Raw genomic sequence first — 13,122 nt, 5'->3', positions numbered from 1 at the left:
GCGTAAAGCAGCTCGCCACTGTACGAACATTTGCCGCTGCGAAAGCTCTTAATCTCGCAATTTCCGCAACTTTTCAGGCTAAATCAAGTCTATTATTGATGTATACTAGGAAAATAGGGCATGGATTTCCAGACGTTGAGAATAGAATTGAAGAGTAGATTAAGAGATGGGAGAGTTATTCTGAAATGAACAATGCTTTCACGGGTAAGCAGCGTAACGAGTCTGTGCAGGAGAGAAGAACAACGACTGCGAAGAGATGGGTCGCCGCCTCATTGGCAGGTGTGCTTTGGATCATGCCGGTAATCGGTAGTGAAGCCATGAGTCCATGGACAGCAAGCAATGCTTCGATAGCAGCTGCGGCAACGGCACTAACAGTCAATAAGCTCAGTGAGGATGTTATTACCTCTGGAGCCGTTATGATGAAGTATAAATATACAGCTGTACGCTCGGGAAAAAGCGCCTCCGGATTAGCAGATGTGATCCGTGTCGACCTGAGCAATCCTTATGTTTCCCTGGATGTCATGACCGGCAAGGGTGGTACGCTGACCACTCGCCAAAGCACTGGCGGTATGGCGAAGGAGACGGGCGCAGTCGCAGCGGTGAACGGAGATTACTTTAATACTGGAGGAGAAGGTTCTCCCATTGGAGGTCAAGTATCTGGTGGAGTGCTTGTGTCCACCCCTTCCCAGCTGGATGGCATGTATGCTTTTGCCGTGACTAAAGACCGGAAACCAATTATTGATGAGTTCAGTTTCCAAGGGACGGTATCCTCGGGGGATGGAAGTCAATTCCCGCTCTCAGGTGTTAACAAAGGGGCCTACAATCCGGAAGGCGGCACTTCTACCTACAGCCATGCGAATGCCCTGTACATATATACTGATGTATGGACGGCGCTGGATCGGCCTAAGAATAGTTCTACTACTCCGACAGAGGCGCTGGTAGAGAACGGTGTAGTCACTAAACTCTCTGAAAATGCTGCGCTGCCGATAGCTGTTCCCAAGGGTGCTTTCATTCTGCGTGGACATGGACAAGCAGCCAAGTTTATGATGGATCATTTGACAGTTGGTCAACCCGTAACCAGCACTTATTCACTTATTTCCAAAACAACACAGCAGGCTTTGGACCCGAGCACGCTGCAAACGATGATCGGTGGACATACGATCCTCGTAAATAACGGGAAGGCCTCGGCGTTCTCCCGCTCTACGAGCAGTATCGACGGTACTCGTGCCCGTACGGCACTGGGTTATTCCCAGGATGGCCGCTATGTGTATGTGATAGCTGTAGAGAAGAACAGCAACAGCACCGGAATGTCGCTCAGCGAGCTTCAGTCCTTTATGACCAATATTGGAGTCTGGAAAGGACTTAATCTGGACGGTGGCGGTTCGACAACCATGGTGGACCGGCCACTTGCCGAAACCTCGACTACGCTGACTTTTAATACAGAGTATGGTACAGAGCAGCGGAGTATCGTTAATGGACTCGGCGTGTACACCTCTGCGCCGCAAGGTGAAGTAAAAGGTATTAAAATTAGTGGAAACACTACATTGCTGATCGGTCAGAAGGCGACTTACTCTTTGAAGGGTTACGATACTTATTACAACCCGATTGATGTTGCAGCTGGAAATCCTACATGGAAATCCAGTGGTGACAGTGTGACTGTTAAAGCAGGTGAAGTTACAGCTGTGAAGCCGGGAACCGTTACGTTAACAGCAGCCAGCGGTGGAGCAAGTGCAAATACCAAGGTGACAGTACTAGGCGGAAGTGATCTGAACAGCTTAACCATAGGCACCCCTACAGCGCCTCTAACAGCCGGAGCTTCGGTCTCGGTTCCAGTAACAGCTGTTACGAAGAGTGGGGCGTCCGTGGCAGTTCCAGCTTCTGCATTGAAGTGGGAATTTGTTGGTTTCAAAGGCAGTGTACAGGATGGCAAGCTGACGGTAGCCTCTGTGGATGAAGGTGTCACTACCGGTTATGCGATTGCCCGATATGATGGTTTCAGTACCGCAGTTGTACTCTCGAAGGCGGCGGCTACGCCTTGGGAGGATTTTGAGAATGTGAATTATCCAATCGCTTTCACTACTAATGCTACAGGTGTTAAGGGAACAGCAGCCGTTACGGACGGAGGACCTGATCGCGCAGGTTCGAAGGTGTTGTCCATGAGCTATGACATGACTGCCGGCAGCGGTAAAATGTATGCTTACGCCCAGTTTAATGGAACGAATGGCAAAGCAATTCCTGCAACAGCTACCTCGATGTCCGTCGATGTCATGGGTGACAAGAGCCTAAACTGGATGCGGGCAGAAATCGTGGATAATAGCGGTGCAACGGTGTATGTCGATCTGGCTAAGGTGATTGACTGGACAGGATGGAAGAGTCTGAACATCGATCTAACAGGGTCAGGCATCAAGTTCCCGGCGACACTTAAACGCCTTTATGTGGTGAATGTAGAAGAGGGACAGGATGAACGCTCCAAGACAGGAACGGTAGCTTTTGACAACATCACTTTTACGATGCCATCGCTATCGAGTGAGGCAGGTCTTCCGAAAGGAACAGCGTCAATGATTATCGGCTCCAAAACGGTTACTGTGAACGGTCAGAAAAAACCGATAGATGTGGCTCCGATTGTTAAAGACAACAGTACCTATGTGCCGATTCGTTATGTACTAGATGCCTTTGGAGGGACTGCAACATGGGATCCTGTTAGCAAGAGAATTCTCGTACTACGCGGATCGAAGGTACTCGATCTGACGCTGGGCAAGAAGGAATACGTCTTGAACGGAAAACGTCAAAGTGCTGAAGTGGCTCCCTTACTCCTACAAGGCAGGACTTTAGTACCGCTTAGATTGGTTTCTGAACAATTGGGATTAACCGTAAAATGGGAACAGAACACGAAGACCGTAACTATCGAATCGTGATATGTTAATATAAAGGCAAGCCTTTAACAACGATCCGATAGAAATGGGGCAAGCATCCGTGGAACTTCAAGCCGATGCGATAGATCGCGTCATCAAGAACACCATCGACGTGATGGAGAGCAGCAAGTATCAGATATATGAAATCCTGCAGGTAGCGCGTGACGAGCTTGTTGCCCTCACTAAAGAACTGCAGCGTGTGATGGAAGAAACGGATGAAACATTGCAAAAGGTAGACAAGCTGGAACTGCAATACCACCGCTCCCGTATCCGGCTGACGGAAGTCAGCCGTGATTTTGTCCGTTATTCGGAGAAGGATATACGTATTGCCTATGAAAAAGCTACGGAACTTCAGCTTGAGCTGATGATGACACGCGAGCGGGAGGCTTATCTGCGAACCCGCCGTGATGAATTGCAATTGCGCGTCCGCAGTGTCGAAAATTCTGTGGAACGTGCGGAATCGATTGGTTCGCAAATGAGTGTAGTCCTGGAATATTTGTCTGGAGAACTGGGACAAGTGACCCGAATTGTCGAATCGGCGAAGAATCGCCAGATCATTGGACTCAAAATTATTCTGGCCCAGGAAGAGGAACGGAAGAGAATTGCCCGGGAAATTCATGACGGTCCCGCTCAAATGCTGGCGAATCTAGTCCTTAGGACGGAAATTGTTGAAAGAATGCTGGTAAAGCAGGAATTTGGGTTGGTGCAGGACGAAGTATTAGACTTGAAAGGGCAGGTTCGTTACAGCCTGGAGGAAATGCGCAAGGTTATTTTCAACCTTCGTCCGATGGCGCTCGACGATTTAGGACTAATTCCGACATTGCGGAAATATGTGCATGATTTTGAGGAGAAGACGAAGATCCGCACCTCTTTTGAGACTAGAGGCAAGGAGTATCGCCTTTCTTCAGCTATGGAAGCGGCGGTCTATCGCCTTGTCCAGGAAGCACTGTCCAATGCTGCGAAGCATGCCTACCCTAGCTATGTATTGGTGGAGATCACCTATCAGGCACAGTTAATGAAGATTGTGGTAAGAGATAATGGATTGGGGTTCAATGTGCAAAAAATGAAGACAGAACAGGGCAGCCGGGAAAGCTTCGGCTTGCTGGGAATGCGCGAACGCGTGGAGCTTCTGGAAGGAAGAATGGAAATTGAATCAGCCGAGAACCAGGGCACAACAATCGTAATTCACATTCCGACGAATGTGGAGAAGGGAAAGGAGTAATATAATGGAGAACCAGAGCTCTGAAAAAATGGCTATAAAAGTGCTTTTGGCGGATGATCATCAGCTTTTTCGTGAAGGACTCAAAAGGATTTTGAACATGGAGGAAGATATCGAGGTCATTGGAGAATGTGGCGATGGCATTCAGGTCCTGGAATTTTGCAATGTCAACAAGCCGGACATTGTCCTGATGGATATCAATATGCCAGTTGAGAACGGCGTGGAGGCTACGCAAAAGCTCCGGGAGATGTTCCCTGATGTGAAGGTTATTATTTTATCCATTCATGATGATGAGAGCTACGTGTTTGAGACGCTGCGCAAAGGCGCCAACGGGTATTTGTTGAAGGACATGGAAGCAGAATCACTGATCAATGCTATCCGATCGGTATGCGGCGGCCATGCTTTTATCCACCCCAAGGTAACTGGTAAACTGATCAATCAACTTCGTCGTATGACTTATCTGAACGAAACGGGTGCAATGGCAGAGACAACAGTGAAGGAAGCTGGTGTCAAATTCGTTGCCGGGGACAATAATCCGCTGACTCGCCGTGAAGCCGAAGTACTGCGTCTGATGGCAGAAGGAAAGAGCAATAAAATGATCGGTGAATATCTCTTTATCAGTGAGAAAACCGTCAAAAACCATGTCAGCAGTATTCTGCAGAAGATGGAAGTGGATGATCGTACACAAGCTGTAATCAATTCGATCAAATACGGTTGGGTAACCTTGTAAACCATCTAATGTTTTAATAGAGCGTTTTGGAGGATTTACGTATCTGGGACGACGTTACATAGTATTTTAAATGTCCGGTAGTCTGGTGTCAGTATACCAAGGTGATCGGGAGAATAAGAAACTGTTACGCCTGTCTTTGCCCCCTGGTTATTGTCTGCAAAGATGAGGGTATGATGAACCAGGGGGCAGCAGCGTCCGGGAAGCAGGCTTGTAACATGAAAAGATGTGGGCTGTCACCGACCCCTACGTACCGGCATATATTGTCGGTATACAGAGGAGGTGCATCTCCATGGTAGCCCAATTAATATGGATTGCGGCGGTTTATTCATCCGCTGTAGCCCTTGTTCACGTGCTGCATAACCGGGAGAAGTCCCGTAAGGCACGGGAATCCGGAAAGTGGATTCAATATATTCTTATCACCCGAAATCACGAATCTGTGGTGGAATGGTATATTCGATCATTGACGTTTCATGCTTTTCTTACAGGAAAGCCCTTACGAGTACTTGTGATGGACGATAACTCCAGTGATACAACAATGGGGATCGTATCCAGGATGGCCAGGAGCGGCTGCTCCCTAGAATTGGCAACCGCTGTGCCTGCTCTCGGCCAGGAAGAAATGTCGAAATCGCGGGGAATTATTCTGGATTTGCGGTTGTCCGGGCAAACTGTCCGATGGCCTATGATGCAGCTGGATGGAAGTAGGGGATCAAAATCAAAGCATGGCGATATTTAAATAACTATGTAAGCAATGGGTGAAGCACACTCTCCGGTAAATAGGGGAGTGTGCTTTTTTGTATGTCTTGAGAGGTCCAAGAAGAGAAAATGAGTTGGAATGAAGGGGACTTGGAACTGAAAGAGACGAAAGCGTTCGCCTAAAAGATCCCGAAAGAAAACCCCTGTTGTTGCATAGCTAGCCGGATTTCAATTACTAGAGCAACTAACAAGAAGAAATATGGAGACAACAGCGACTGTCAGTCCAACTATTCGACTGAAGTGATGACCAAACCTTATGTTCGAATTTAAGGTTTGTTTTATTTATAGAAGACTACTTCTGAGCTTTAATGAAGGAGGAATTGTGATGAAGGCTGCAACTTATGCTGTGGAGTGTAATGGTACATGGAGGGTGTGGATTTCTCTGGCACCAATTGTGGATTTCTGTTGGTGGGAAGGTCGGGAGGAGAAATTCGGAGGGTGGAGCCATAACCAAGGGGTGGAGCGTTTGGTTCTACTTACGCTCGAAATGCCATTGGGTTGGGCCGTGCTCTTTCGTGACCGATTCCGGTCTGATAAACATATGCATACTTGGAGCAGTATGGAGTGGGGTAAATACATAGAGGATATTCTTCAGGCTGAACTAAAGGCAGAGAGTGACGGTAATGGTAATGTCATAAGGTATTCAGAGTGGCTGTTAACCGGGATTTCGATGTGGAAATGTGAGGGTGATAGATGGAGATTGACGTTCCGTGGTTGCAAAGAGGGAGTTAGTGATGATAACAGAACGGAGGAAGGCCAGACTTTCTTGAGAAGTGAGCAGCGGAAAGCTACCAATGTAACTTCATTCGGAGATGAGAGGACAGAAGTCCTTAACTGGAACAGCAATTTTAGGAATCGGAATGATAGAGAAGAGGAGATTTTCCTTGGAGAAAGGATTGAGAATCTGGCTCTGTTGGCAAGACAAGCAGAACAATTGGTACATGGGGTGTCCGGGCGATCCCTGCTTGAAGCGGAGCTGGAAGCGTTGCTGCTGGATCAAAGCCCGGAATTATGCGTTCCTTGGCGCCGCGCTGCCCAGCTGGCGCATTTGCAAGGGCGGCTGAGTATTGAAGCCGCTGTCGGTATGGGCGAGGACGCGCGTGGCGGAGCCGCGCGTCAAGGGCTGCGCCAGCTCCCGTTGGTCGCTGGCGCCCTGCGTGCGGCTGCTACCTGGCCGCCGCACCTGGGCTTCCGGCGCGGCTTCGCCCCGCGCCGCGCCCTCCCGCGCTGCCGCCGCTGCGGCAGTGCTGTCACTGCCCGCACGCCCTGTGCTGCGTGCGGGCTCTCGGGCTGCGCCTACTGCGAGGCCTGCCTCGCACTTGGGCGCAGCCGGGCTTGTACGCTGCTGCTGCGCAGCGCAGCGACCCCGGCCGTGCAATGCACGGCCAGCTCTGACCCCACCGTGGCGGCACGCCGGTGGGGGCTTAGCGCGGCCCAGGCGGGAGCCGCCGGGGCTGCGTTGGCTTTTCTGGCGGAGCGGCGGCAGCGCTCCGCGGTCCCGAGCCCAGAGCACTCTACAGTCCTGGGCTCCAAACGCCCTGCTGTCCTGGGCTCCAAGCGCCCTGTCGTCCTGGGCTCCAAGCGCCCCGCCGTCCTGGGCTCCGAGCGCCCGGCCATCCTGAGCTCCAAGCGCTCCTCTATCTCGGATTTCAAGCGCCCCACCCTCCCGAGCCCACAGCGCTTCCTGCTCTGGGCAGTGACAGGAGCGGGAAAAACGGAGATGATTTTCCCGCTCCTGGAGGCTGTGCTCGGTGCCGGAGGCCGGGCGCTTGTAGCAACACCGCGGCGCGACGTTGTACTGGAGCTGGCGCCGCGTCTAGGACGGGCTTTCCCCTCGGAGAGCCTCGCTGTGCTGTACGGCGGTAGCGCAGAGCGATGGGTGGGTGCCCGGATGACGTTGGCGACCACCCATCAGCTGCTGCGCTTCTATCACAGCTTCGATCTCGTTATCATAGATGAGCTGGATGCCTATCCCTATCATAACGATCCGATGCTGGCCTATGCGGCAGGGCAGGCATGTAAGCCGGACGGATGTTTCATCTACCTGTCTGCCACGCCGCCGACGGACATGCAGCGTCAAGTCAAATCAGGGAAGCTAGCCCATGCCAGGGTTCCGGTTCGTTTCCACGGGCATCCTTTACCTGTACCACGGCATTTGGCTGCGGACCCGGTGAGAATCTGCCTGAAACGGGGCGCTTTGCCGAAGAAGCTGATTCAAGAACTGCAAATATCGCTGAATCGCAGCGCGCAGATTTTTCTATTTGTATCCCGAATTGCCCACATCGAAGGTTTGCTGGTGCTTCTGCGCCGCCGTTTCCCAAGTGTAGTTATAGAAGGGACTTCCTCTCAGGACGCAGCAAGAGGGGAGAAAGTGATGGCGTTTCGTGACCGTAGTATCTCGCTGCTCGTCACCACAACGATTCTTGAGCGCGGGGTAACCGTGCCGCGGAGCGATGTGTTTATCTTAGATGCGGACAGTTCTCTTTTTGATGAGGCTTCACTTGTTCAAATGGCTGGTCGTGCCGGGCGCTCCAAGGATGATCCAGCGGGGAGAGTCTTCTTCATCTCTCCGCAGTGGAACCGCTCGCAGCACGGGGCCATCGCCCAGATCCGTACTATGAACCGAATTGCTTGTCAAAAAGGTTACATTCGTAAGGAGAGTCTCCAATGAGTATGCTGTCACAATGGTTGAGAAAAGCAGAATTACTGCTGGCGCCTCCTTTAACCAGGTGTCTGATCTGCGGGAAGAACAGTAAGGGATCATCGCCTTTGTCCGAAGTCTGTTCAAACTGCGCTGTCACGATACCGTGGATACAGGTTCCCCGCTGTACCACATGCGGTAGGCATGTAGGCTGCCCGGATTGTACGCGATCTAATGAACCGACTCCACTGATCTGCAACCGTAGTGCCGTGGCTTATAACGAGGTGATGCGTGAATTGATAGGACAATATAAATACAGGGGAAATGAGAGATACACTCTTCTCCTCGGCTTAATGTTAGACAGAGCCTATGGTTTGCTGAAGGCGGAGCAGGAAAGAGAAAGACAGATCCAGTTAAAAGAACAGAAAAGGAACACTCTCTTTTCCTATCTTGGCTATAAAGGAGAAGACAAGTGGCGAGCAGATCTCCTGGTTCCCGTTCCGGTCAGCGGGGCCAGACTCGTTGAGCGGGGTTTTAATCAGGCAGAACGTTTAGGCCATGTGTTGTCCACTCGCAGGGGTATACCACAGCTTGCCTTGCTCCTTCGCACCCATCATACGGGAAAGCAAAGCTTTAAGAGCCGGGCCGAGAGGTTATCAGACATGAAGCATGCCTTTGCCATTGACCCCGGGATGACGGATAGATTCGCTGGCTGGTTACAGACACGACGTAACCCGAATGCTCCTCTGCGCATTATTATAGTAGATGATATTTACACTACAGGAAGTACATTACGCGCCTGTGCTGAGCCCTTACAGCGTCTTGCAGAGGAATGTGGTGTAGCTGCGGAGATTCGCAGTTTGACTCTGGCCCGCTCCTAGGGAACTATTTCTTTGTATATCCATTGCAAGAGATGGACGAATGCTCTTCAATCATGTAATCTAGGAGCATAAGAATTGTAATGTTTGCACAAAATGTATGGGAGGAGCGGCTGCTTGTTATGAATCTCGACAATTGTCCAAGGTGCGGCCGGTTATACGTCAAGAATCTCATGGAATTATGCCAGCCCTGCATCAAGGAACTGGAGCATGAATATGAGATCTGCGTAAATTACTTGCGAGAAAATAGAGGAACCAACATTCAGGAATTGTCCGATGCTACGGGGATTTCCATTAAAGAGATTACCCGCTTTATTCGGGAAGGCCGGATCTCCATAGCTAACGCACCCAATATGATGTATCCATGTGAAGTATGCGGAACTCTGATTCGGGAGGGTCACATGTGTGACAGCTGCCGTAATCGTCTGCGGAAGGATCTATCTAATGCTGCCAAGGAGAGCGCTGCTGCCGATGCCTCCAGTCATACGCACGAGGGTGCATACCGCGCCATAGATAAACTTCGTAACCCTTAATCTGCAAAAAAACGTTTGCAGCTATAAAGAATGTTTCAACAAGCGCCGATAAACTTAGTAAAGATTATCGGCTTTTTTATATTACAAGGAAGGTGGCAGTTATGAAAATTAACGAGACCGGACGAATTAACGCGATTAACCCCTATCAGCGGAGTGCCGAATCGCAAAGGCAGGAACAAATGAAGAAAAATTCGCGCAAGGATGAGGCTACCTTTTCCGATGAAGCCTTGAAGCTCTTGCAGGCTCAGAACAGCGGCAAGACAGATGCTGAACGCGCCGTTAAGATTGAAAGCTTGAAGCAGCAGGTCTCCGCTGGTACTTATCAAGTAGACGCAGCCAAACTCGCAGAGAAACTCGCCCCCTATTTTAAGCAATCCTCCGAGAATTAGGTGAATTCATCCATGGCATTGACAACATTGATCGAACTGCTGGAGCGGCTGGACGAGGTGCATATCCAGATGCTGGATCTGGCCGCTACTAAGAAGCAGGCAATTATGGAGAACAAGATTGAAATGCTGATTCAAATTATTAATAAGGAATCTAAGCAGATGAAAACAATTGAGCAGTTAGAAGAAGAACGTGCGCAAGCGATTCATGCATTTTTGCAGGGTGCAGGCATTCGTTCGAATCTTAAACTCAATCTGTCCGAACTGTCGCGACTTGTGTTCGATCTAGATGACAAGCAAAGGCTGTTACATATTCAGAAGAAACTTGCTGGAACACTTCAGCAGTTGAAAGAAGCCAATGCGCTTAATCAACAATTGATCCAACAATCGCTCTCTTATATTGATTTTTCAATTGAAAGCATGTCCTATTATTCAGAGACCGAAGCAACTTATCATCATCCGGCAGAAAAATCAGGTGGAGTACAGCGCTCCGGACTGTTTGATACCCGTGCCTAATTATGGAGGAATAAAAGATGACCTCGACATTTCATAGTATAGAAACCGCTAAGCGAAGCCTGAACACCCATACAGCTGCACTAAATACAACTGGGCATAACATCTCTAATGCTAACACAGAGGGATATTCCAGACAAATTGTAAAAATGAATGCTTCTCTCCCTATGGAAGCTTATGGTTTTTTACGCACAACTGCAGCCGGACAAATGGGTACAGGTGTTGAATTCAACTCCATTGAGCGTGTAAGACAAAGTTTTTTGGATGATCAGTACCGCAATGAAAACTCTAACCTTGGTAATTGGAACATTCGTCACGATTCTTTACAGAAACTTGAATCTATAATGAATGAGCCTTCGGATACTGGCCTCCGCAAAGTTCTAGATAACTTTTGGAATGCTTGGTCTGACTTGAGTAAGGATCCTGAGAATATTACCAATCGTAAAATTGTAAAAGAGACTACTCAGGCGCTTACAGACGCTATGAACCAGGTTAATACACAATTGGATGCTTTAACTTCAGACCTTACTAGTAACATTACTTTAAAAGTTTCTGAAACCAATTCATTATTGCAGACGGTAGCTGATCTTAATTCTAACATCATCAAGTTGGAAGGATTAGGTCAAAACCCGAATGATTTGCGTGATCAGCGTGATCTAGCCATTGATAAGCTCTCGAAAATCGCCAATGTTCAGGTTAATCAGCTCAGCGATGGGTATCAAGTGACACTGGGTGGCCAGTTAGTCGTCACAGGTAATGAGGTAACTCCTGTGACAGCTGACGGACTGAAAGCAGCCTATGATAGCGGGACGCTATCAGGCGGTGAAGTAGCTGGAATGTTCATGTCTAGAGATAAATATGTTACAGACTATAAGAATCAAATGAACCAGCTGGCTGATTCAATCGCGAACGGGGATGTAGAAGTAGTACTTCCTGCCGGGTCAGTTCTCCCAGAAGGTACGGTTTTGAACGGAGTTACCTATTCTGGCGCCGGCAGAACGCTGGCAAGTGATACTAAGGTGACTGTTAAAGGGATTAACGGACTCCTTCAATTAGGATATACGGTTAGTGGTGCTACCCCTCAGAAGGGATTGCCTCTCTTCACATCTAAGGATGGCGGCCCAATTACTGCAGGGAACATTACATTAAATCCAGATATTCAGAAGGATCCTAATAAAATTTCCACTTCGATGCGAGTTGAGAACCCTGGTGCGCCTAATGAGAAGGTGATCATCGGTAACAACGACATGGCACTAATTATGAGTGGGTTAAAGACGGCCAAGTTTGATTTTGGGACTGCATTGTCTGCACCAGGTACTGTGGATGACTACTTCAGATCGATTGTAGGACAGTTGGGTGTTCAGACCCAGGAAGCGGAGCGTCAAAGCAAAAATGCACAGGAACTAACCGAACAGGTTGAACTGAGCAGACAGTCCGTTAGTGGCGTATCGCTTGATGAAGAAATGTCCGACCTTATAAAGTTTCAACATGCCTATAGTGCAGCATCTCGGTTCATGACTGCCTTTGATGAAATGCTTAATAAGCTAATCAATGGAACTGGTCGGGTAGGTCTCTAATCTAAGTAAAGGAGGTCAATGATATGTCTATACGGGTTACCCAAGGTATGATGAGTATGCAGACACTCAACAATCTAAACAAGAATTATAGTAACATGAGCAATATAGAAAATCAGGTCTCCACTGGTCGCAAAATCAATAAGCCTTCTGATGATCCAGTTGGGGTTACGTATGCTCTTCGCTACAGAGCTGAATTAGCGTCTAATGATCAGTTTAAAACTAATACAGATGCAGCTGTCAGCTGGCTGGATTTTACAGATACAACGATGCAGCAAGCTTCTGAAGTGATGAAACGGTTGAAGGAACTGACCGTACAGGCATCAAGTGAAACGGTGCCTCAGTCCGGGCTGGATGCGATCAAGCTGGAAGTTGAACAATTGAAAGAACAAATGGGTAATATCGGAAATAGTCAAATTCGTGGTAAATATATTTTTAATGGTCAAAATTATGACCAAGCTCCGTATCAGCTGTCCAGCACTGTAACTAACTTTGCGCAGATTGATACAGACCAAGGGGCAGTGAAATATGCTATTGGCGATCAGTCTACCTTTCAAGTAAATACATCCGGGAGCGAGTTTTTCGGTAGCTCAACGGACAGTGATAATACCTTCAAATTGATGGATGATTTGATAACTGCACTTGGAAGCGGGAATTATAGTGGTATAGCTGCCCAATCCGGCAAAATAGAATCTAGAACTGTTAAAATGCAGGCTAGCCTATCAGAAGTAGGTGCGCGAACAAACCGTGTGGAATTAGTCCAAGAGCGCTTAAATGATCAGGAGCTGAATCTGACCACGCAACAATCAAAGACCGAAGATGCGGATATTGCGAGTCTGATGATTAAGGCTACGACCGCACAAACTATATATGAGGCAGCTTTGAAATCATCTGCACAAATTTTACAGCCATCATTGATGGATTTTATGAGATAGGCTTGATTCTTTGAAACCATGATGAGAAGCTATGGACAAGTTAGCAGT

11 protein-coding genes are annotated in these 13,122 nt (G+C 48.6%); all 11 read left to right on the top strand.

Annotated features, from left to right (window positions below; genetic code table 11):
• The first annotated feature begins 185 nt into the window (after positions 1-185).
• The 11 genes from ACFRAM_RS14555 to flgL all read left to right on the top strand — a co-directional run bounded on the left by ACFRAM_RS14555 (position 186) and on the right by flgL (position 13,074).
• Positions 186-2,915, top strand: a complete 2,730-nt coding sequence (locus ACFRAM_RS14555; protein WP_379466456.1) for a stalk domain-containing protein — start codon at positions 186-188, stop codon at positions 2,913-2,915.
• Between the two features lie 58 nt (positions 2,916-2,973).
• Positions 2,974-4,134, top strand: coding sequence for a sensor histidine kinase (locus ACFRAM_RS14550; RefSeq protein ID WP_379466455.1), 1,161 nt, complete (start codon positions 2,974-2,976; stop codon positions 4,132-4,134).
• Between the two features lie 4 nt (positions 4,135-4,138).
• The gene (locus ACFRAM_RS14545) at positions 4,139-4,861 is read left to right on the top strand and encodes a response regulator transcription factor (RefSeq protein WP_281364487.1); all 723 of its coding nucleotides are present in this window, start codon (positions 4,139-4,141) and stop codon (positions 4,859-4,861) included.
• 289 nt (positions 4,862-5,150) lie between these two features.
• The gene (locus tag ACFRAM_RS14540) at positions 5,151-5,594 is read left to right on the top strand and encodes a glycosyltransferase family A protein (RefSeq protein ID WP_379466454.1); all 444 of its coding nucleotides are present in this window, start codon (positions 5,151-5,153) and stop codon (positions 5,592-5,594) included.
• A 345-nt stretch (positions 5,595-5,939) separates the two neighbouring features.
• Entirely contained in the window at positions 5,940-8,285 is a 2,346-nt protein-coding gene (locus ACFRAM_RS14535; protein ID WP_379466453.1) for a helicase-related protein, read from the top strand.
• Positions 8,282-9,136, top strand: coding sequence for a ComFC family protein (locus ACFRAM_RS14530; protein ID WP_379466452.1), 855 nt, complete (start codon positions 8,282-8,284; stop codon positions 9,134-9,136). The genes ACFRAM_RS14535 and ACFRAM_RS14530 overlap by 4 nt, the downstream gene beginning before the upstream one ends.
• A gap of 119 nt (positions 9,137-9,255) precedes the next feature.
• Complete coding sequence (locus ACFRAM_RS14525) at positions 9,256-9,666, top strand: TIGR03826 family flagellar region protein (protein ID WP_379466697.1); 411 nt, start codon at positions 9,256-9,258, stop codon at positions 9,664-9,666.
• Between the two features lie 101 nt (positions 9,667-9,767).
• The gene (flgM, locus tag ACFRAM_RS14520) at positions 9,768-10,055 is read left to right on the top strand and encodes a flagellar biosynthesis anti-sigma factor FlgM (RefSeq protein ID WP_379466451.1); all 288 of its coding nucleotides are present in this window, start codon (positions 9,768-9,770) and stop codon (positions 10,053-10,055) included.
• Between the two features lie 12 nt (positions 10,056-10,067).
• Positions 10,068-10,568, top strand: a complete 501-nt coding sequence (locus tag ACFRAM_RS14515) for a flagellar protein FlgN (protein ID WP_175371476.1) — start codon at positions 10,068-10,070, stop codon at positions 10,566-10,568.
• Positions 10,569-10,585: 17 nt separating this feature from the next.
• Entirely contained in the window at positions 10,586-12,142 is a 1,557-nt protein-coding gene (flgK, locus tag ACFRAM_RS14510; protein WP_175371477.1) for a flagellar hook-associated protein FlgK, read from the top strand.
• 23 nt (positions 12,143-12,165) lie between these two features.
• The gene (flgL, locus tag ACFRAM_RS14505) at positions 12,166-13,074 is read left to right on the top strand and encodes a flagellar hook-associated protein FlgL (RefSeq protein WP_379466450.1); all 909 of its coding nucleotides are present in this window, start codon (positions 12,166-12,168) and stop codon (positions 13,072-13,074) included.
• The last annotated feature ends 48 nt before the right edge of the window (positions 13,075-13,122 follow it).

Origin of the sequence: Paenibacillus sp. NPDC056722 (assembly GCF_042790635.1) — a bacterium.
Classification (GTDB): Bacteria; Bacillota; Bacilli; order Paenibacillales; family Paenibacillaceae; genus Paenibacillus_AQ; species Paenibacillus_AQ agri.
The sequence above is the reverse complement of the archived record's forward strand: the minus strand, read 5'-3'. Positions and strand labels throughout refer to the sequence as shown.